29 protein-coding genes and 3 pseudogenes are annotated in these 20774 nt (G+C 35.5%); 6 read left to right on the top strand and 26 right to left on the bottom strand.

All coding sequences use genetic code 11. The annotated features are described in order from the left end of the window. Positions 1–7: 7 nt before the first annotated feature. The 3 genes from FGL31_RS11205 to FGL31_RS11195 all read right to left on the bottom strand — a co-directional run bounded on the left by FGL31_RS11205 (position 8) and on the right by FGL31_RS11195 (position 2785). Complete coding sequence (locus FGL31_RS11205; RefSeq protein WP_197734214.1) at positions 8–475, bottom strand: nuclear transport factor 2 family protein; 468 nt, start codon at positions 473–475, stop codon at positions 8–10. A gap of 291 nt (positions 476–766) precedes the next feature. Then, on the bottom strand, positions 767–1747 hold the full coding sequence (locus FGL31_RS11200) for a cation diffusion facilitator family transporter (protein ID WP_138091470.1): 981 nt from the start codon (positions 1745–1747) through the stop codon (positions 767–769). A gap of 66 nt (positions 1748–1813) precedes the next feature. Continuing rightward, a complete protein-coding gene (locus FGL31_RS11195) occupies positions 1814–2785 on the bottom strand; it encodes a bile acid:sodium symporter family protein (protein WP_138091468.1) in 972 nt (323 codons plus the stop codon). Positions 2786–2992: 207 nt separating this feature from the next. On the opposite strand from FGL31_RS11195, the pseudogene FGL31_RS11190 reads away from it, so the two are divergent. From FGL31_RS11190 to rplI, 4 genes and pseudogenes are all read left to right on the top strand, one after another. Beyond that, positions 2993–4138, top strand: a pseudogene (locus tag FGL31_RS11190) (pyridoxal phosphate-dependent aminotransferase). Between the two features lie 598 nt (positions 4139–4736). After that, a complete protein-coding gene (gene rpsF, locus FGL31_RS11185; RefSeq protein ID WP_099369827.1) occupies positions 4737–5105 on the top strand; it encodes a 30S ribosomal protein S6 in 369 nt (122 codons plus the stop codon). Then, positions 5105–5369, top strand: a pseudogene (gene rpsR, locus FGL31_RS11180) (30S ribosomal protein S18). The gene rpsF and the pseudogene rpsR overlap by 1 nt, the downstream one beginning before the upstream one ends. Before the next feature lie 13 nt (positions 5370–5382). Next, positions 5383–5830, top strand: a pseudogene (gene rplI, locus FGL31_RS11175) (50S ribosomal protein L9). A 327-nt stretch (positions 5831–6157) separates the two neighbouring features. On the opposite strand, the gene FGL31_RS11170 reads toward rplI, so the two are convergent. From FGL31_RS11170 to FGL31_RS11120, 12 genes are all read right to left on the bottom strand, one after another. Further along, a complete protein-coding gene (locus FGL31_RS11170) occupies positions 6158–6337 on the bottom strand; it encodes a quinol oxidase subunit 4 (RefSeq protein WP_197734213.1) in 180 nt (59 codons plus the stop codon). 210 nt (positions 6338–6547) lie between these two features. Further along, positions 6548–6775: a hypothetical protein gene (locus tag FGL31_RS11165; RefSeq protein WP_138091464.1), complete on the bottom strand. Its 228-nt coding sequence runs from the start codon at positions 6773–6775 to the stop codon at positions 6548–6550. Continuing rightward, entirely contained in the window at positions 6772–7833 is a 1062-nt protein-coding gene (locus FGL31_RS11160; RefSeq protein ID WP_138091462.1) for a hypothetical protein, read from the bottom strand. Before FGL31_RS11160 ends, FGL31_RS11165 begins: the two co-directional genes overlap by 4 nt. 84 nt (positions 7834–7917) lie before the next feature. Continuing rightward, positions 7918–8592 carry a hypothetical protein gene (locus FGL31_RS11155; protein WP_138091459.1) on the bottom strand — a complete coding sequence of 225 codons (675 nt, stop codon included), beginning with the start codon at positions 8590–8592 and terminating at the stop codon, positions 7918–7920. A 16-nt stretch (positions 8593–8608) separates the two neighbouring features. Beyond that, positions 8609–9076: a hypothetical protein gene (locus FGL31_RS11150; RefSeq protein ID WP_138091457.1), complete on the bottom strand. Its 468-nt coding sequence runs from the start codon at positions 9074–9076 to the stop codon at positions 8609–8611. A 130-nt stretch (positions 9077–9206) separates the two neighbouring features. Then, positions 9207–9329, bottom strand: a complete 123-nt coding sequence (locus FGL31_RS27915) for a hypothetical protein (RefSeq protein ID WP_262709100.1) — start codon at positions 9327–9329, stop codon at positions 9207–9209. A gap of 159 nt (positions 9330–9488) precedes the next feature. Continuing rightward, positions 9489–9845, bottom strand: coding sequence for a hypothetical protein (locus tag FGL31_RS11145; RefSeq protein WP_138091455.1), 357 nt, complete (start codon positions 9843–9845; stop codon positions 9489–9491). Positions 9846–10142: 297 nt separating this feature from the next. After that, entirely contained in the window at positions 10143–10544 is a 402-nt protein-coding gene (locus FGL31_RS25455) for a hypothetical protein (protein ID WP_232046657.1), read from the bottom strand. 306 nt (positions 10545–10850) lie between these two features. Continuing rightward, on the bottom strand, positions 10851–11219 hold the full coding sequence (gene panD, locus FGL31_RS11135) for an aspartate 1-decarboxylase (protein ID WP_099369820.1): 369 nt from the start codon (positions 11217–11219) through the stop codon (positions 10851–10853). 150 nt (positions 11220–11369) lie between these two features. Continuing rightward, on the bottom strand, positions 11370–12284 hold the full coding sequence (locus FGL31_RS11130) for a DUF6695 family protein (RefSeq protein ID WP_138091453.1): 915 nt from the start codon (positions 12282–12284) through the stop codon (positions 11370–11372). Then, positions 12271–12531 (bottom strand): hypothetical protein, encoded by a 261-nt coding sequence (locus tag FGL31_RS11125; RefSeq protein ID WP_138091451.1) that lies wholly within the window; start codon positions 12529–12531, stop codon positions 12271–12273. The genes FGL31_RS11130 and FGL31_RS11125 overlap by 14 nt, the downstream gene beginning before the upstream one ends. Beyond that, positions 12510–13256, bottom strand: a complete 747-nt coding sequence (locus FGL31_RS11120) for a cysteine synthase family protein (RefSeq protein ID WP_171017639.1) — start codon at positions 13254–13256, stop codon at positions 12510–12512. The genes FGL31_RS11125 and FGL31_RS11120 overlap by 22 nt, the downstream gene beginning before the upstream one ends. A gap of 466 nt (positions 13257–13722) precedes the next feature. Between FGL31_RS11120 and FGL31_RS22670 the strand changes: the two genes are divergently transcribed. Next, a complete protein-coding gene (locus FGL31_RS22670; protein ID WP_171017638.1) occupies positions 13723–13860 on the top strand; it encodes a hypothetical protein in 138 nt (45 codons plus the stop codon). 7 nt (positions 13861–13867) lie between these two features. Here FGL31_RS22670 and FGL31_RS11115 read toward each other — a convergent pair whose 3' ends face one another. From FGL31_RS11115 to FGL31_RS23500, 10 genes are all read right to left on the bottom strand, one after another. Further along, positions 13868–14038 (bottom strand): type II toxin-antitoxin system antitoxin, encoded by a 171-nt coding sequence (locus tag FGL31_RS11115; protein ID WP_232046655.1) that lies wholly within the window; start codon positions 14036–14038, stop codon positions 13868–13870. Between the two features lie 51 nt (positions 14039–14089). Continuing rightward, positions 14090–14410 (bottom strand): SPFH domain-containing protein, encoded by a 321-nt coding sequence (locus FGL31_RS25450; RefSeq protein WP_232046654.1) that lies wholly within the window; start codon positions 14408–14410, stop codon positions 14090–14092. A 66-nt stretch (positions 14411–14476) separates the two neighbouring features. After that, entirely contained in the window at positions 14477–14962 is a 486-nt protein-coding gene (locus tag FGL31_RS25445; RefSeq protein WP_232046652.1) for an SPFH domain-containing protein, read from the bottom strand. Positions 14963–15320: 358 nt separating this feature from the next. Next, positions 15321–15821 carry a hypothetical protein gene (locus tag FGL31_RS11105; RefSeq protein WP_138091445.1) on the bottom strand — a complete coding sequence of 167 codons (501 nt, stop codon included), beginning with the start codon at positions 15819–15821 and terminating at the stop codon, positions 15321–15323. 87 nt (positions 15822–15908) lie between these two features. Beyond that, entirely contained in the window at positions 15909–16583 is a 675-nt protein-coding gene (locus tag FGL31_RS27910; RefSeq protein ID WP_197734212.1) for a DUF1501 domain-containing protein, read from the bottom strand. Next, positions 16559–17329, bottom strand: coding sequence for a DUF1501 domain-containing protein (locus FGL31_RS27905; RefSeq protein WP_197734211.1), 771 nt, complete (start codon positions 17327–17329; stop codon positions 16559–16561). The genes FGL31_RS27910 and FGL31_RS27905 overlap by 25 nt, the downstream gene beginning before the upstream one ends. Before the next feature lie 12 nt (positions 17330–17341). Further along, a complete protein-coding gene (locus FGL31_RS23515) occupies positions 17342–17500 on the bottom strand; it encodes a hypothetical protein (RefSeq protein WP_197734210.1) in 159 nt (52 codons plus the stop codon). A gap of 4 nt (positions 17501–17504) precedes the next feature. After that, on the bottom strand, positions 17505–18515 hold the full coding sequence (locus FGL31_RS23510) for a DUF1553 domain-containing protein (protein WP_232047155.1): 1011 nt from the start codon (positions 18513–18515) through the stop codon (positions 17505–17507). A 121-nt stretch (positions 18516–18636) separates the two neighbouring features. Continuing rightward, positions 18637–18864, bottom strand: coding sequence for a DUF1549 domain-containing protein (locus FGL31_RS29900; protein ID WP_197734208.1), 228 nt, complete (start codon positions 18862–18864; stop codon positions 18637–18639). Between the two features lie 42 nt (positions 18865–18906). Continuing rightward, entirely contained in the window at positions 18907–19791 is an 885-nt protein-coding gene (locus tag FGL31_RS23500) for a c-type cytochrome domain-containing protein (protein ID WP_197734207.1), read from the bottom strand. 279 nt (positions 19792–20070) lie between these two features. Between FGL31_RS23500 and FGL31_RS29895 the strand changes: the two genes are divergently transcribed. Further along, on the top strand, positions 20071–20331 hold the full coding sequence (locus tag FGL31_RS29895; RefSeq protein ID WP_138094742.1) for an NAD(P)H-dependent oxidoreductase: 261 nt from the start codon (positions 20071–20073) through the stop codon (positions 20329–20331). Between the two features lie 3 nt (positions 20332–20334). Here FGL31_RS29895 and FGL31_RS25435 read toward each other — a convergent pair whose 3' ends face one another. Beyond that, on the bottom strand, positions 20335–20547 hold the full coding sequence (locus tag FGL31_RS25435; RefSeq protein ID WP_232046650.1) for a hypothetical protein: 213 nt from the start codon (positions 20545–20547) through the stop codon (positions 20335–20337). Positions 20548–20774: the final 227 nt, after the last annotated feature.

Genomic DNA, 20774 nt, shown 5'->3' with positions numbered 1-20774 from the left:
ATTATCCTTATTTTAATTTATATTCTTCTATTATTTTGTCTTCTATATCTGACTTCAGTGGCACAACCTGATCTACCAAATCATTTGGAATGGTCATCGACAAAACATAATGTTTGATCAACCATTTACCATTTTCCTTAACCAATACCCCTGAACCCCTACAGATTTTCATCTGTGTATTTAACAACTCATCTATCCATGCTGTTTTGCCATCTTCAGAAAAATCTACATTTCTTTCCAAACTTGTAAAATTCCACGCCTTTCCTTTATCGAAATGTGGCTTCGCATAGTCCATAAATTCTTGCTTATTCCAACGCTCGGTCGCATCTGTACCAATAAAAATCGAGGATTCATCCATTAAATCGAAGTATTCCTTGAAATTCGCCTCCCCAGCTGCCTTATGCCATTGATCCATTACCTGGTTTACAGCATCTCTATCTGCCTGACCAAATGCAAACTTGAATAAATAGCACACTGAAAAATAAAATATTTAATAGTTTCATAATTGTGGATTTTAGGTTAAAGATAGTGAAATATAGACATTAGACAGTAGACAAAAGAAATTAGACTTTTGTCTTTTGATAAATAAATTAAGAATTAATATTATTAGGCTAGCGAAAATAATCGTTTTAAAATTCTAAATTATCCTATATTCAAAAGTGTTACATTATCTCATGCCTTGTCCAAAAATGGTCAAGCATATATATATAGGCAAGACATGAGAAATACATCTATTGTCTTATGTCTTATGTCTTATGTCTAAAGACTACCTATCCCTAAAATGCTTCATATTCTTAGTTACATTGACGGTTGTCCATTCAATGTGTTTTGAATAAGGTTCGGAGCGGATAGGGCAATTTTCGACAGTGCAGTAATGGCAACACTCAGGCATGCAGGGGTCAGCATGGATAAAGAATTCTGTCTTGGAATGTAGATTTTCGTTCAATACTTGGTCGAAATCAGAAATGCAGTCGTGAACCTTATTAAGGTCGTAATAGTTTGGTAATGTTAAGTGGCAGTCGATATGTAACTCTTGTCCATATCGTTGAACTCTTAGATTATGGACATCAATCCAAACTGGTTTTCTGTTAGCATTTAAAATAGTAACAACTTCTTCGATAACCTCAGTATCAGACTCGTCCATTAACCCTGAAATAGATTTGCGGAGTAATTTATAGCCATTAAAAAGAATAAATGTTCCTAAAACAAACGATAAGGCCAAGTCGATCCAGGCTAATCCTGTTAATTTCATGATCAAGAGACCTGCAATCAAACCAATTGAACTGTATGCATCTACCTGTAGATGCTTGCCATCGGCTTCAATCGTTAACGACCTTAGAGCTTTACCTCTCTTCATTAAATAAAACCCAACTGCAAAATTGATGAAGGAGGTCGCAAGAATAAGATACATACCCTCTTCAACATTCGTTATAGGTTGTGGTGAGAATAGGCTGTAAATAGATTTTATTAGGATAATACTACCTGCAATAAATATCATTCCGCCTTCAACGAATACGGAGAAGAACTCTACTTTTCCATGTCCATACGGGTGATTTTCATCTTTTGGCTGTGCAGCTAGGTAGATACTATAATATGCAAATCCTGATGCCACAATATTAACAATACTTTCTGCAGCATCTGAAAAGATAGCATTGGACTCCGTAATAAAATAGGCAATAAACTTGATTAGCATCAAAACGATACCTGTAATCAAGGATAATAAAACCAATCTCATTTGCCTATTCATAGCACTTGTTTTTTTGAATCGCAAAAATAATTAATTCAAGTATAGGATGTATTACTTTTTTGTTAATCAATTCTCATCTTTCTGCTTACCCAAACGTTGCGCAATAATGGTAACCACAAAAATCTGAAAAGCATGATAAATCATTAATGGCAATATAAATAACCCCATTTTTGGATTGTTGGCAAAAAGGAATTTTGAAAATACACTGCCATGTGTCAATGATTTTTTAGAACCGCAGAACAACGCTGAAATCCGATCTTCTCGATTGAATTTTAACACATAACGAACTAGTATTAAAATTATTAGATAAACCGTAAAAAACAGAGCAATCACCCCAGCAAACAGGCTCAATAAATAAGTTGTTCCGATGGTATTGAATATATCATTCATAAATGATTCTGAAAAACTACCATACACTATCAATAACACCACTCCTTTGTCAAAGTTTGAAAGAGCTTTGGAGTATTTATGAGCCCATTTGCCCCAATACGGCTGAATTATCAATCCAAAAATAACTGGGAGTATAACTTCAAATAAAAGTCCTAAATACAACTCAGCAAACACATTAACTTCTTCAACTTCGAGAAAGAAATGCATCAATAAAGGCGTTACCGCTACTCCTATCAAACCAGAAATCGAAGCATTAAAAATTGCCGCAGGGACATTTCCTTTAGCTATGGATACCATGACCACTGAGGAAGTAACTGTTGAAGGCAAGGCAGCCAGAAAATAAAAGGATAGCCAAAATTGCTCTTGTGTTTCAGTATGTACAAATGGCCTGAACAATAAAACTAACAATGGAAATAGGGCAAAAGTAAAGAGTTGAACTGACAAATGAAGTTTCCAGTTCTTCATACCATGTTTAATCTCATTAAAACTTAACTTGAGCCCATAGAAGAAAAATACTAACGCTACGCCTACACTTGTAATGATTTCTAAAAACCGACCATCCATATATGCTGCAATATCTGGGAAGATATAGGCTAGGATGATCATAAAGATTAGAGCAATTATAAAACCATCAAATTTTAACTTCATTTATTAACCGATTTTCATACAAAGCTATCATAAATTTAACAAACCGCTATTTAGAGCGATATATTTAGAAAGTATCATTCTAAGAGATATTTTGTTACATTTTTCTCATCAATAATAAATAGTATATAATATATTTGTAATATCATGAGTCAAACATCCATACTATCCGATAGAATCAATAATCTATCCGAATCAGCAACTTTAAAAATGACCAAATTAGGTCGTGAACTTGCGGCCAAAGGCATTAATGTTATTAGTTTAAAGTGTAGGAGAACCCGATTTCAATACGCCTGAGCATGTAAAAGATGCTGCTAAGAAGGCTTTGGATGAGAACTGGACACGCTACTCTCCTGTTTCTGGTTATCCTGAACTTCGCCAAGCAATCGTAAATAAATTAAAGAATGAAAATGGCTTAGATTACGACATCTCAAATATCGTCGTTTCTACAGGTGCGAAACAATCCCTTTCAAATGTATTGTTAACCTTGGTGAATCCAGGAGATGAAGTTAATCATTCCTACACCATATTGGGTTTCTTATTCAGAAATGGTCGTCCTAGCAGAAGGAAAGTCTGTATTTATTGACACCACTATCGAGTCTGATTTCAAAATCACTCCTGAACAATTGGAAGCTGCTATCACGCCGAAGTCTAAAGGTTTTCATGTTCTCTTCTCCTTGTAACCCTACGGGTTCTGTTTATTCAAAGGAGGAACTAGAAGGTCTTGTTAAAGTTTTCGAAAAGCACCCCTGAAATCTATATTATCTCAGATGAGATCTATGAACATATTAACTTCGTTGATAAACACGAATCAATAGCGCAATTCCCTTCTATTAAGGACCGCGTTATTATCATCAACGGTTTTTCAAAAGCATTTGCAATGACTGGCTGGCGTTTAGGATATATCGCTGCTAACAAAGAAATCGCTGCTGCAAATGAAAAAATGCAAGGACAGACTACTTCAGGTACATGTTCAATCTCACAACGCGCAGGTATTGCAGCCTATGAACAAGGTTTAGAAAGTGTTTTGGAGATGAAAGAAGCATTTGAACGCCGTCGCCAACTGGTTTACGATCTTTTGAATGATATCCCTGGAGTAAAAACTAACCTTCCAGATGGAGCTTTCTATTTCTTCCCAGAAATCAGTTCTTTCTTTGGCAAAAAGATCCAGAAGGAAATGTAATCAATAACTCTGCTGATCTTGCACTATACTTATTAAACTACGGACACGTAGCAACAGTAGGTGGAGATTCTTTCGGAAACAACAATTATATCCGTCTTTCATACGCTGCTTCCGACGAAAACTTAAAAGAAGCCCTAAGAAGAATCAAAGAAGCATTAGGGAAGTTGGCGTAAGGTGGATAGACATTAGACAATAGACAATAGACTTTAGACAATAGACATTAGACAATAGACTTTAGACAATAGACTTTTATAAATTTTAGTTTATTGTATAAAATTTATGTCTTAATTATAATAAAAAGCGATTATAGAACACCCTATAATCGCTTTTTTTATTAATTAATAATTTCTTGATAACAAAATCCATAGATTTCAAACAAGTCTAATGTCTTATGTCTTATGTCTTATGTCTAAAGCCCCAACAACCAAAAATAAATCAAGTTTGAAACTAAATATCCTATTACCAACCCTATGGTCACGGAGACCATAATCCTAGCCCAAAGAGGCATCCTACCAATGAAATTCAATATTAATTTTATTAATTCTAGTGAGCGGCAAAGATGGGGATTTATATATATTTAGGCTAATAAAGAGATGGATAGCGCAGGTTTTGTAGTTTTACAGCTACATTGATTTTTACAATTGCTTGATTACCAAAAATCGAGAGAAAAAATAATAGTGTATCTATAGTATAATTCGGGAGAAAATTCTATCTTTGCAATCCGTTAACATACTTACGGCAAAAAATTAATAAACATAATTTATTTACACAATGCAACAGTACGAATCTGTAATCATTCTTACCCCGTTGCTTTCAGAAGATGCTGCGAAAGAAACAATCGCAAAATTCAAAGACATCTTGACAGAAGGCGGAGCCGAAATTATCGCAGAAGATAATTGGGGTTTGAGAAAATTAGCGTATCCGATCCAGAAAAAAACAACTGGGTTCTATCACTTAACTGAATTCAAGGCTCCAGGTGAATTAATCAAAAAATTAGAGGTTGAATACAAACGTGATGAGCGCGTGATGCGTTTCTTAACAATCTCTCTTGACAAGCACGCAGTTGCTTACAACGAGAAAAAACGTAGCGGTGCATTCAACAAAAAGGCAGAAACTAAAACTGAGGAGGTAGCAAACTAATGGCAAACGAAAACATCCAATTACGTGACTGCTCCTAAAGTAGAGGACAACCGTAAAAAATACTGTCGCTTCAAAAAGAACGGTATTAAGTACATCGACTACAAAGACGCTAACTTCTTATTGAAGTTTGTAAATGATCAAGGTAAAATCTTACCTCGTCGATTAACTGGAACATCATTGAAATTTCAACGTAAAGTTGCTCAAGCCGTGAAACGTTCTCGTATCATCGGATTAATGCCTTACGTAACTGATTCATTAAAATAAGGAGGATACGATAATGGAAGTTATATTAAAACAAGATGTTAAACACCTTGGTGAGAAAGACGATATCCGTAGTAGTAAAACCAGGTTTCGGCCGTAACTACTTAATTTCCTCAAGGATTTGCAATTATGGCTACGCCATCTGCAAAGAAAGTATTGGCTGAGAATATCAAACAAGCTCAGTTCAAACAAGACAAAATCAAGAAAGATGCCTACTGAATTAGCAGCTAAATTAGAATCAGTAAAATTATCTATTGGTGCTAAAAGCTGGTGAATCTGGCAAGATCTTCGGAAAAGTTAACAGCATTCAAATCGCTGAAGCGCTTAAAGCTCAAGGTTATGAAGTTGACCGCCGTCGTATCACTTTCGAAACTGAACCTAAGCAATTAGGTGAGTACGTAGCTAACTTGAACTTACACAAGGAAGTTAAAGTACAAATCCCTTTCGAAGTTGTTGCTGAATAAGCAGTCTACGATAAAATTAAAAAAGGCCGGATTCATTTTGAATCTGGCCTTTTTTAATTTTATCGGGATATGAGATGTGAGATATGAGATTTGCGATATTAACCTGAATAAGGATTGATATCCCACTTATAATATTTTCGGAAAAGACATGAGTTAAGATATATACCTATTCATACTGACTAATATATATCATGTCTCCTTAGAATAAGTTTAGAATTGCTCCTATCACCCTTTCTATCTCATATCTCACATCCCATATCTCATATCTCCCCTACGGATATACAACGTCATATCTATGTCCCAGGATGATTATGTCTTCCTTTAGCTTTATTCCCTTTGTATTTTTTCTTTTGCTGTCCAGGGTGCATAGTGCTTAGCGGATTTGCCACCATATCTTTTCTTTGCTTGTCCTGGAGGCATTCCATGTGGATGATGTCTATGGCTGTAACATGATGCTACACTAAATGCCATGATAGCTATTAATATTAATCCAAATAATCGTTTCATAAGTAATATTTTATTGTTCTACCTCTTTGACCAAATACTAAAGCCAAACGTTTAAAAAAACGATTACAAATTAAATTAAATGTTAAAACGCATATAAGACACAAGATGAAGAGAGAGTATATTGAGATTCGAGAAATTTAAGACACAAGAAATGGTCTTGTGTCTTATGTCTTATGTCTAATGTCTTATTTAACCAGCATCTGATAAAAACTATTCAAATCTGGATTCTCCAATACAAACTCCCCTTTCAACCCCCATTTCATTATCACTGATTGCTTTGCCATAAATAGTCCCAAGGACTACCCTATCATAATTCGGCAACCACCCAAGATATTTGGCAGCTGAAGAATTTTTACTGTATACCAATGACAAAACATTTTGTGATGGGATCAAGTTAAATGATTCAATGGAAGTATTATTTGTTGTTAAATAAATCATTCCATCGGAATAGTTTTTAGAGAATTTATAAAACATTTTCTCTGGCAGATATCCAATAGATGTGGCGATGCCATCACATTGAAAGTTAGATCGGGAACCTCAATCTGCTGAATTTCCTTTTTCTCTATCATTTCAAAATTATCATCATAATCATAAGTGATGACTGTATCAGATTCCATTACTTGGTTATCCTTTAATTGAATGGAGGCAAAATTCCCTACATATTTGTATACACTATCGATTGGTAATTTTAATTTCGCTAATTCCAGTTCTTTATCTTTTAATATCAAGGATAGATCAGAGTTAAATGCTAGACTTAAAACATTGTCATCAGAATGATCCAAACCCTTTGGATTCGAAGGGAATTTGAACAAGGCTGATTTATAATATCCATCAAGAGCAAACTTTCCATTCATAAAATCCAATTTTGCCCAGTTCTTTTTATTGTCTACATAACTTATCCTTGCATTATTTATCTGGGCTATTCCATTTCCAAAGCTGTTGGCTAGCTGCCAATCCTTCTGGTCCGATTTCAAAAGCGAAGTCATTTCATCCAAATTAGCTTTGGGACCAACCGAGAGAATCATACTATTTCCTCCCAACAATACTTTGAAGTGCCTCTTGGAATACAGCCCTGCATTGCCAGATTCAATAGCAGAAGAATCAGCAATCAATTCTAAATCATTGGTTAAAAACTTCTGAACTTTATCTTTATTATTTACCCCAATAACTGCATAAAATGTACTTGAAGTATCACTTAAACTAAAAAGATATAACTTAGCTGGAATATCTAATCCTATATTCCATATTTTTTTTCTTTTAATGGTATCAGTGCTATCTTTTTTTGCGGTATAATATTCCGAATAATTGGAAATCGAATTTTTAAAAATATCAGTTGCCAATCCATCAACATCTATTTTAATAACTGAATAAACATCTTTCGGAATTCGGATATTATCTGCTTTTGATGCTCTAAAATATTTAAAAGCAAAAAGACTTATAGCCAGTACAGCTATAAGTCCTATAATAAATATGAATAATTTTTTAATCCAACCCATAGGTTAATCCTTTAAATGACTTACTAATATTATCAAAGGTATTAATTAAATAATCAACCGCATTCTTTTCCTTCATTCGGAAATTCAACGCCGGCTTCCCAAAAGGAACCTATCGCCTTTCATGCCATTACTGATCATATAAAAATCACCATATTGGCTCAAATTCTTGATCTCAGCATCCATAGAACGGTGAACAGGAAGATCTAGTTCATCTATCAAACTAGGTATCTTCTTGGTATTCAGTACAAGTGAAAATTTATTCTTTTTTAGAATGGAAGAATACTTACTTGCTGTAGGTGTATATGAATTGGATTTAATTTGTTTCAATTGCTCCATATTGTTACTCAAAAACACAATACCTTTATCAATCAGAATATAAGGTGCTATTTGATCAATCTCGTTTGTTACGGCCTCATATATTCCATCATGATCTACAACTCTATTTTCAGTGATTAAAATAGCTAGAATTTTTTCAAATACCCTAGTGTCATCCGATGAGAACATCCATAAGTAATCTGGAATCTTCTCCATCTTAGTTTTTTCAATTTCTTTATAGTTGTAATCCTCATCATATTCATAGTCGATGTATTTAACCTCTTTTTGAGAAACTCCATTTAACACAAACAAATTATCACCTTTAAAAACTTTGGCCACAGCTTTCTCATCTACAACAATATCAAATGCAGTGATAAACAAATCCATAATTTGACCTATTTTCCCATCCATTCCGCCATAAAACTTATTCACGATTGCAGGCATATGTTTGATATAAGCTTCAGAATTTACATTGAAGGATAAGAAAACCCAAAGCATCATCATTTACATATCTCAAGAATTTTGGATTAATCTTCTTTTGGTATATTTCTTTATAGTATTTAGCCATCTCCTTGTCAAAGGTGACATCTCCCAACCATTTCATCTTATTGCCATCAACCAACAAGGTGCTATTGATATGTTCATAACCATAATCAAAGGATGGTCTCCCCATATAGCCATATAGGATATCAGTAGGATAATAGTATTCCATTAAATTGGACAATTTATCCATTTCAAAATGAATCAATTCATTATCTTTCATTGATCCCATTTTCTTTGACTTATAGGAACCTAATTCTCCTGATAATAGTCTAGCCATTTGAGCATCAAGTTGTTGACTAACGAAAACATCCTTAATAGAATCATTATGATTAGTTACCTTACTGTATTGAGTATAATAATCATCTTGATATTCATCTCTCTCCAATACAGAATCGACCGATTCAAAATCATCAGGTAAAGATGGTGGAGGAGGTATTGTGGAAACTTCGGCTTCTTCAATTACAGCTTCGGCTGCTTCCTCTACCGCTGCTTCAACTTCCTCAACGGATTCACTTTCAGGATCTTGCCAATATGATAGTGTCTACTGTATTTTCCTCATCATAGTCATAAGCTTCCCAATCTAATGTATCCGGAACAGCAGCAGCCATCCTCCGCATAATCGTATTCTGGATTCTCAAGCATACCATATTTCTGTCTTATGTCTTCTCGCTTGAAATAATTGTCCATTGCTACTCCACCCAGGAATATACAGTGTTTGTTGATCCCAAGAAATACGAATTGTTTTATCATCTGTTTGAATCGAATTCAATCCATTTATCACTTCAATTTCAGAATCTTCAGGCAAAGTGGGATTCAAACTGCCCTTTATCTTTCAATGGAATTAGAGCACCGAAATACTGTAAACTATCATTAACATTAAAATGAAGGTAAGATTTGGAGTTCAGGTCAATTCCAAATTCTTCGATATTCTCAGATTGAAATGAACCATTATCTTTCATGATCTTCTCAAAAATACCCGCTCTTTTAAATATTCCATTGAGTTGTTCCACACTTGCGTGTTTGAAAAATCCTTTCCCATTCAGAGCAATTACAAATTTTGATTCTGCAGGAACTTTATGGAGTAAATCCTGAGAAAATAGATTCCCACTTATACTAACTGCCAGTACAGTGATGGCAAGTTTCAAGTTATTCATATATGATAGATTAATTTTATATATTATTTAATAACAATGGTATTAGCTAAGTTAGCTTTACCGTTAATTAATGTCGGTATAGGAACTTTTATCATCACAGCCTGTTTATTTGTGGATACTTTCCCCGATGCATTTGACTGCTTTAAAACAGGTTGTTGAAAACGATAAATGCTGGTATAAAATGCTTGGTCAAATGACTTCTGATTTTCAGGTTTAAGTTTATCAAATTCTTTTTTAGCTTCCGGGTTGTGCTTATAACTACGTACAAAAGTCTTGTTACTTGAATTATAACTATAACTAGAATAGGTATTTCAAGTTGGATTTAAAATGTTTAGCTAAAGTCGCAGTGTAAGCATTCAAAGCATTTACGTCTTGAAAATCGCAGGAAATACTGGCTATATAATTTGTAAAATCAAGTTTGTATTTGACATTACTTATTCCCTTTGTATTTTTCAGTAATTGAACGAGCGTTGTTACTTGCTTTCTGATCTCAGCTTGGTTAGGGATTTTAAAACCATCAATCTTATCCAATTTCATCAACGATGAAACTTTAGTACGGCTTTTACTCATGTTCAATGTCCCAACGATTGCCCCGCTACCATCACTCTTCATATTGATCTCTTCCACAATGTCAAAACATGAACTAAGGGACATTGAAATAAATACTCCGATAAATAATAAATATACTTTTTTAATCATTTTCAATATGTTAACATGATCTGTAAAGGCTCAATTTCAGTTGATGAAGTTAAGCACAAAATTCAATTCAAACCTCACTGTTTTCAGTGATTTTTAAACATAAGCAAATATCTATTTAAAAATCATAATAGATATGCCAAAATTATATAATATAACAAGCAAAACCACCATTCCAACCCTCAAATGAATGTTGTTTGCCACTATCAACAAAAAAAGGTCCGCAATCCTGCGAACCAATTTTCTAAAACTTTAAAACAATTACAAAGTCTTATGTCTTATGTCTTATGTCTTATGTCAAATGTTACCCTAGTAATCATACTTCTCAACCGATTTAATCTGGTTGTTTCCTTCAGTAAATACCAAAGTAGGTTGGTATGTTTCAGCTTCCTCAGGAGTTAAGTTTACAAAAGAAAGGATGTGAACGGTATCTCCTACTTTTGCGTGCAATGCAGCTCCACCATTCATACACACTTCACCACTTCCACGTTTTCCTGGCAATACATAAGTCATGATACGACTTCCGCTAACCGCATTATTAATATAAACCTGTTCATATTTCACAATACCTGCAGCATCCAATAAATCAGCGTCAATCGTAATTGACCCATTGTATTCTACATTCGCTTCTGTCACTTTAACCGTATGAATCTTGGCTTTTAAAATTTTTAATTCCATTTTGTATTTTATTTTTTTAGATAGATTGTTTTAAATTTAAATTATTTATTTCTAGAGTTTTAAATATTATTTCTTGATCATTTTGTTTAACAACATGTCTTTTTGTGGTGGATGTGGTAACTAAATTTAGCATTGGAATAATTGCTGATTTTATCTTCCGTATTTGCCAATACAGTGTAGTCCACTTCCCCCCTTATGGTTAAATCGCGTAATTTCAACTTCGTTTGCTAAATTACCAAGATAGAACCAACAGCCCTCTCCTAATCCACCTAACCATTGCGCCTCATGAGGCAGGTGTACCGGGCGTTCAGGCTCTTCCATAAATCCTAAAATCAAATCATCAGGTAGATCCATTGATTTTGATCGAATAAAGTTGGGATGTAAGAGTTCTATTTGAAATTTCAGAGAATCCCAGCGTCCCATATTCCAGGTTTCCAACTTAGAATCTTTAAAACAATATAACTCATCATGCTCAATTGCATTGACCACATTACTTGTTGGGCTAGCCTTTAAACATTCAGGATATAGAATCTTATTGATCCTTGGATCTTTTTTATCTAGAGAATTGACCAAAATCTGGGCCACATATCTTGAACAGCTATTATTATTGGGAGCTAAGGCTCCATACAAAATGGGACCTTTATCCACCAGGCTTTCAGCAAAAGCCACTCCTTTTTGGAATGAAATATCTTTAGAGATGGAGCACAATAACCTTCCGCCACCATGCGTAGCAGATTCTTTAGCTTCTAGTTCCAATAAAATCTCTTCGAAATTCATCAATTCTCCAGAATCTGAGAATTCTGCCACAGTAGTCAATTCTAGCCGCGGATCAAACTGACTCGATCGAGCTCTGCCAAATCCGCGAGGCGTAATGTATCTTCCAAAATCAAAGTATCTTAAATGTCCAGTTTTTCGTTCAATAAGGACAATAGCAGCATGACCAACCTTGAAATTAAGGTTTTTTACCACTCCTAATTTCTTTAATGCGGCCATCCATAGTTCATCTCCTCTTGCTGTCTGATCTGGCCAAGCAATGGGAATCGCTAAATCATTATATTGATGCATTATAGTCCTCACTTATCTCTTCTATCGATACTAAATCCTTATATAATTTATGTATATATCGATCACCGTGGTCTGGAAAAAACAAAACCACTTGATCATTTTCAGTTAAATTCATTTTTTCAATATGTTTATCCAGAGCCGCTAGTACTGCTGCACTGGAATAACCAAGCAAATTGCCGCTGATTTCCCTATATTTTTTAGAAATAGAAACCGTAGCATTTTTATCTATCTGAAAAATTTCATCCACGGCATTTTTGTCAAATGCTCCCGGATAAAAGTTCTTCCTATACCTTCAATCGAATCAAACTTTGCCTCTTCATCCGGAATGGGAATATTTTGCATGTATAAACTATATACTGAATCTTTCGGTTCAATCCCAAAAATCTTGACCTTCGGATTCTGTTCTTTCAAATAGCGACCTATTCCTGAAATCGAACCACCTGTACCTACTCCAACCAAAACATGGGTAACCTCACCGTTAGTTTGTGTCCAGATTTCCGGACCTGTAGTTTTATAATGTGCCTTGATGTTGTTAGAGTTGTAATATTGATTTGTAAAGTAAGTATTTTCTGTATTTGAGCTATAATTTTGTGCTAGGTACTGTGTAGAATTAAATACATGTAAACCATTGGAATTATCGCATTGTTGAATTTCTGCGCCATATGACTTTAAAAGATCAATTTTTTCGTCAGAACAACTCGCCGAGACAAAAATCTTAGCTTTATAACCAAGCTTTTTGGCTATCAAAGCGATACTAATACCTGTATTTCCACTACTAGCTTCTACAAAAGTACCTCCCGGCGCAATTTTATTGGTCTTTATTGCATCCTCAACCATAAACCAAGCTGCCCTATCTTTGGAGGACTTACCGGGATTATGAAACTCCTCTTTGATTAAAATATTTGTGTTGTATCGCATGGATAAATATTCATCCCTACGCAATGGTGTATTACCAATAAAATCTCTTACCAATTCTTCCCCTTTGTTTTTTATTTAGTTTACAAATCAAACGTTTTAATACAAGTATTATTCTATATTAAAAAACGTTCATAGCACCATTTAGTTTCCAATTTATCCTTAAAATAAAAGGATAAAATATTAAAAATATAGGTAAATCTATATTATTTAGCATATATTGTTCCAATTATTAAATTATAGGAAATAATTTAAAACTTTACTAAATAATAAAATTGTTACTAAAAATATTAAGGAAGAGGACTGGAAATTGAAAACCTCCCATAATTTTATAGTTTTGTCTTAAATATTGTAATTATGAAACCAAAAAACCATTGTAATTGCCGTTGTATTAGCCTTTATAGCGATTGTACTTTTTAACAATAAAGAGGAGGCTTCATTTTGGCTATTTGGTGAGATAAGAACTTCTAAACTAATAATCCTGGGGATATTTTTTGTTATTGGAGTCATTGTAGGCGGTATTTTGTTCAGAAGAAAACCAAAACATCCAAAAGAATATGGCATCACGAATACCATGCAACCTTCGGATGAGGACAATGAATATTTAGGTAATAATGATGGGATGACTGATGAAGACAGAGAATATATCAGAAGAGATTAAAAAAGGATCAGTCTTTATCGACTGATCCTTTGTCATTATTATTTTTATTCTTTTTCATTCGACCGGATTTCTGCAAGCCTTGGTGTATCAGAAATTCTATCTGTCCATTCACACTCCTGAATTCATCCTGAGCCCAACTTTCCAATAGTTTAAAGGTTTCTTCATCAATCCTGATCACAAAACTTTTTTCATAAATAATCTTTTTACTAATGGGACGAATTAAAAATCCTTAATTATACAAAGTTCCTGCGTTAACAATAGGTTGGGCGGCCTTCTCACCACATAATACAACCATTAAATTGCTCACCATTGCTGCTTTTCTTTCATCATCAAGTTCTACGATATTCTGTTCAGACAAACGTTGTAAGGCCATATCGACCATTCCAACTGCTCCTTCTACAATCTTGGCTCTTGCAGCAACAATTGCTGATGCTTGTTGACGTTGCAGCATGGCTCCGGCAATTTCTGGCGCATAAGCCAAGTGCGTAATCCTAGCCTCTTCGACAACAAACTCCTGCCTTTGATAATCTCGCCGATAGTTCGCTCTCAAGGATTTTATTCACATCTTCACCACCATCTCTTAAGGTAAGATCAGCATTCTCATCCTCAAAAACTATCATATGCAAAAACTTACTGCTAAATGCCTTACTGCGGCCTCGCTCTGAACTCGGACATAGTCCATATAACTCTGTACATCATAAGCAGCTTTATACGTATCTCCAATCTTCCAAACGATTACTGCGGCAATCTCAATCGGATTTCCTAGTTTGTCATTGACCTTCAAAGTTTGACCCTGTAAATTTTCTGACCTTAGACTGATTTTTTGAGCTGTATAAAATGGATTGATAAAAAATAATCCATTCGCTTTTATTGTTCCTACGTAGTTTCCAAATAGATTCAAAACTCTCGAATGATTTGGATTTACAATGATCAAACCCTTTATAATCACAATAAATACAACAAACAAAACCGCAACGAGTGCTATATAAGCTATATTATCAGTAGCAGCTATCTGAATAAACGAAAATACGATGCCTAAGATGCTGAGCAACAAAAACACAAGTGCTAAATAGCCCGAGGTTGGTTTAATAATCTTTTCCATAATTTCAGTTTTTTATGATATTAAATTGATATCATAAATATATCAAATTCTTTCTTATAATTCCGAATAATTATGCATCTATTTTAAATCTTATTTTTAAGGTCTGCACTGTTTCAAACAGGTACCTTGTTCCACTCTTGTTCCTCTCTCGTTCGGACTTCAACCGGACCTTGTTCGGAAAACATCCGAACGAGGTCCGAACAAGCTCCGAACGAAAGAGGACGGAGAGTGGAACAAGTCCCCTATCAAACATGGATGAAATGAGAATTACAAGTGATAAACGGAGATAAAAAAAACCTAGACTTATTGGAGTCTAGGTTTATCAATGATTATGAAAAAATAAAATAATTACCCCTTCTTATAAAGTACTTTTTACATCAGCTTTCAGGTTTCCATCAAATTGTTTATCAACAATTAGGATGGCAGCTGGCCTTGTGGAGAAACTTTGCTTATCACCCATTGTTTCTTTGAATTCCAAAACAAGATCACTGTTGATTTTTTTGAGAGATAAACTGTCAATTGATGGATTTAAATCTGATGTTGGAGAGATGACCGCGATTACAAATTGTTTATTGAAATCAATTTCTGTAGGCATTCCACCTTCACCCATGGTAGTCGCTGGGGAAAATAATTCATTAAATGCTTCTTGAGTTTCAATTTTTAACGTTCCATTTTTATCTTCTCCAACGGTATTATTAACAAAATAATTCCTTGCCTCCGTAAACGGAACATCCGCTCCTGCTTCAGGTTGTTCTACGATCGTACTATCTGCAGTGGTCGCTTCTTTGTTATTTTGAGTTTGATTGCAAGACATTAATGAAACAATAGCTAATGGGAATAATAAATATAAATATTTCATACCATATATAAATTGATTACTATAAAGGTACGGGTTTTTTACACAGTCTATAATTATCAGGTATTTACGAGTATTTATACGAAAATTTTATAGAAAAAATTCCATCTCTGCTTTGTGCACTCCATCCGGTGTGGTATAAAATGGTCTTCCTTCAACTACAGCATGTTTTTGTGGGTCAATACCTAGCGCATGGTAAATAGACTGATGAATCCTTTCTATTTTTATTGGCTTTTCTATGGTCTTACATGGTCTCTCGTCTGCGGTTTTCCCATAGACAAATCCTTTTTTAATTCCGCCCCCAAACATCAGGATAGAACTGCCATCTGTAAAATGGCGATGCATTCCATAGTTCTTGATATCATGAATAATATCAGGCTGATCTACTTGATGCAATACTTCTGCACCTGGTCTTCCTTCCATCACCATATCACGGCTAAATTCACTGGCCACAATCACCAACGTTCTGTCCAAGTGACCACTTTTGTCCAGATCTTTTATCAATTGGGCTATAGGAGCGTCAATCAATTTTTTCATATCCTTGGCGCGGGTATGCCCATTTTCATGCGTATCCCAACCCATAAATGGTTCGTATTCGGATGTCACGCTAATAAACCTTGCTCCTTGTTCTACTAGTCTCTTGGCCATTAAACAGCCTAATCCAAATTTACCAGTGTTGTATATATCGTAACTTTCTTTAGGTTCTTGTTTAATATCAAATGCTTTAGCTTCTGGAGATTTCAACAATCTGTAGGCTTGCTCCATGGAGCGTTTGAAGGATTCCTTTTGGTAATCACTTCCAAGGTCGCCAATGGCATTTTATCCAGCAATTCAGCATATAACTGATTTCTTCTTTCGAATCTGCTAAAGGACATGCCTGCGGGTGGTTTTACGGCATCGAGGCCGGATGTAGGATCAGGAATCATAAACGGACCAAACTCGCTGCCCAAAAATCCCGCTGTATGAAATGCTTTAAGCTCTTCAGCTTCACCGACAGTCATCCGTTGACCAATATTGATAAAAGCAGGTATCACAGGATTTTTAGGCCCAAGCTCCTGGGCAATCCATGATCCAATATGAGGAGCTAATACAGTCTGTGGTGGCTCATAGCAGGTATGCCAATGATATTGATGCCTAGAGTGAAGTATATGCCCTAAATCACCAGATACATAAGAACGGATTAAAGTACCTTTATCCATCACTGAAGCAATGGATTCTAAGCCCTCTGAAAAATTGATGCCATCCAAAACTGTTGGAATAGATTTGAAAGTACTCAAAACTTTATTTGAATCTAACCCTTTTTCAAATGGCGTATATTTCTTGGGATCAAAAGTTTCAGTATGTGCCATCCCTCCTGCCATCCAAAGTAATATGACAGTATCAGCACTTGATTGGATCTTACCAGAACAGGATGATAAAAAACTAGACATAGGGGCACCTGCTGCCAATGCTGCCAAAGTCCCTACTCCTGCTGTTCTTAAGAAGTCTCTACGATTATAATTACTTTTCATCTTGCTTCATATTTATTCGATGAACTGAAATTCCGGTAATAGAACAATTGCCCACAATAGTTCTTGAACTGATTCTTCCTCCATCTTGTTGCCCATCAATTTTTTAGCAATTTCAAATTCTTTTTGGGATGGCTTTCTACCAAGGCTTTGAGAATAAATTGCCTGGATCAATTGCTCAGGGTTTCCATATTTCGCTACCCATTTTTTGGAACCCTTTGACCAATGTTTCATTGAGCTTAGTTCCATTTGTTAATTCCATAGCTTGCAACAACGTCACTTGCCCTTCGCGGGAAGTGGTGATATTTTCACGGCTCGGTCTACCTAAGGCTGTTAGAAATGGATCGTTCTGAACCAACGCTGCCCTTACGAAAGGAGACGCTGAAGCATAAGCCTGTGAATTTTCAAATGGATTATATTTTAACGCTTCTACCGTATAAACCGGGTCTACTACTGAACTAACGGCATCAGCAAATTGTTCTGCTGTCAATTTTCTCTTTAATGTCCCTTTGAATACAAATGATTCTGAATTTATTTCGCTTGGATCTTTAATTGTATGAGATGGTAATTGATAGGTTTTAGAGGTAGTAATCAGATACAATAGTTGTCTGATATCGTACCGTTGTTCTACAAAATTTACGGCTAACCAATCCAATAAATCTTGGCTCCATGGTTTTTTGTCCATTTCATCAACGGGGGCCACTATCCCTCTACCCATCAGCTGTGCCCAAATCCGATTGACCAGAGTACGGTATAAACGGCCATTTTCAGGTTTTGTGAGCAGAGTTGACAATTCCTTTGACTTTTCTTTTACGGAACCATTCTTACTGATTTCGCCGAGTTCGGGCCACAGAATTCTAGTGTCCGCCATTTTACCTGTAGGAATATCGCAGCGATTGATTTCAAGTGCTTCTTCTGAAAAAATATTGGCAAAAGCATAAGCATCATCCAATTTCCAATCACTTACAAAACTATCATGACAAGAGGCACATTTCAAATTTACGCCTAGCAGCGCTTGGGATACATTCTGCGCGGCCTGCATCGCCGTAGTTTGGCTGCTATTAACTGCTCCGCGCCAAGCGATACCCTTGATAAATCCTTTAGATTCTTCTGAAGGATCAATCAACTCCATCGCAAATTCATTATAGGGCTTATTATTTTGTAGGGATTGATATAACCAAGGGGAAATATTGAATCTTTCCTTGTGTTATATAGCCTGTTCCGGTATAATCATTCCTCAATAAGTCATTCCAAAAGGTCGTCCAATGCGTTGCATATTCATGGTCTTTTGTCAAGAGTTCTGAGCAATCTTAGCCCTTTATCTGCGCTGGCATCAGCTTCAAATTTAAGTAATCCTGTTCGGAAGGTGGTAATCCAATTAAATCAAAATAGATTCTTCGTAGAAAAGTCCGATCATCGACAACTTCCTGCCATTCGATCTTATTTTTTACAAAATAAGCATTGACTAATCTATCTATTGGGTTCTCCAGACCATTAGTTGCTGCAGGTAAATCGGGTTTCGTGGTGCCAAAGTGCAACTCTGAAATTCCTTTAGCTTGATCTGGCCAAGGGCTCCTTTATCAATCCATAATTGACCAAAGCGATGTCTTTTTCTCCCAATGGTTTCCTTTCCCTGGCATAGCTTCCTTATGACCAGCTGGTAAAGTAATGCGACGAACCAACTCGCTGCCTTTAGAATCCCCGGGTATGATTACCTTTCCGGATTCTCCCCCTTTAAAAACAAGTTCTTTATCATCTAATCGTAATTCGCCTTCCATTTTATCACTGCTATGGCATTGGAAGCAATGGTGTGCTAGAATCGTTCTGACCGCGAGATTTAAATTGACTTGTTGTTCTAAGGAAAGTGAGTCCGTTTCATTTGTATAGGATGCAAAGTCAAAATCAGCAGATGACATGCCCCCTTCTATTCCTTCTAGATTCTCATCCTTAGGCGCCCACGGTGTTGCACTCAGCAGGTAATCTTGACCATGAGTTAAGGAGCCTCCATAATGCCCAGCCATAAAAACACCCAATACAGTGATCATTAGAAAAGTACGATAACCAATGATTAAACTTCTTTTGTTATACTTATTGATAGCATATAACAACAATGCGGTAACAACAGCCAAGATAGCTGTTGTGATTCCTGCCCATTGATGCCATTCAAATGTTTCTCCCGAATAACTTCCAGAATTCGCCAATAATAAACCCAAAAGAACTGCCAATACAGATCCAGCTGCACCAATATATACCAACCAATTGGTTCCTGTCCGTAATTTAGAATCAAATGTCCTGAGTTTCGCCAACTCCATGATCCCTGCTATAACCAATAATCCAATTGGAAAATGGACCATCAGAGGGTGTAATCTTCCCAAGAAAACCCAAACCCACCATGGCTCACTCTGATCTACTAATTCTTCAGATGTAGCTTCAATTGCCTCTTGCCATATAGATTCAAACGCCAAAAAGCTATAAATAAGAAAATCAACAGAATTCTAAATACGTAAAAATCAAACTTCCATTTTGGTTTATACATGACAGGTAGTTTATCTTATTGGTTGAGACTAACTAAAGTTAACAATAATATAGCGAACACTGTCCTGTACTTTCATGGGCATTTATTTTAAGTCAATAATAATCAAACACTTTCTCCTGCACATCTGTTCCATAGGTAAGCAACATCTATTATGAAAGTATTAGTGATTTTGGTCATCCACGGAAGGATAGTTATTGTCATGCTATAGCTGAATCTATATATAAAAGGTGCAGAAAAAGCTGGTGCACAAGTTGAATATCTAGAGGTCATAGATTTAGATTTCGAGCATAATGTTTTGGTTGCTTCACCTCAAAACCAACATAGGGAGAAAGATATATTGCACGCCCAATCATTAATAAAATGGGCTGACCATTTGGTTTTTATTTATCCTACTTGGTGGGGAAATATGCCAGCTGTCCTAAAGGCTTTTTATCGATCGAGTATTTGTTCCAGGCTTTGCATTTTATGAAATTCAAGCCGATGCATTCCAGAAGTTATTAAGCTCTAGAACAGCACAGATCATTACCACAATGGATACACCGGTTATTATTGATCGATTGATAAATGGTGCACCGTCAGTAAAATCATTGAAGATTGCAACATTAAAGTTCTGTGGAGTCAGTCCAGTCCGAAAGAAAATATTGAGTCCTATCAAAACACTCAGATCAGGAACAGAAAGATACATGGTTAGAGGAAGTTTTTGAATTGGGGAAAACTTAGAGAATGGAATCCTTACTCCTTGGGAAAAGTTGATGCAAAAGGTTATACCATGGCTACAGGCGATACGATTGCAATTTTATCCGATGACATTTTTTGCTTATGGCATTGGAGCTTACGCCTATCGGGAATTAACTTCAAGCTTAACCTTTTGGTTTTTATCTTGGGATACATCGTACTTTTCTTGATTGAAAG

Origin of the sequence: Sphingobacterium daejeonense, from assembly GCF_901472535.1 — a bacterium.
GTDB lineage: Bacteria > Bacteroidota > Bacteroidia > Sphingobacteriales > Sphingobacteriaceae > Sphingobacterium > Sphingobacterium daejeonense.
Note: the sequence above shows the minus strand (reverse complement) of the source record. Positions and strands in the feature narration are given on the sequence as shown.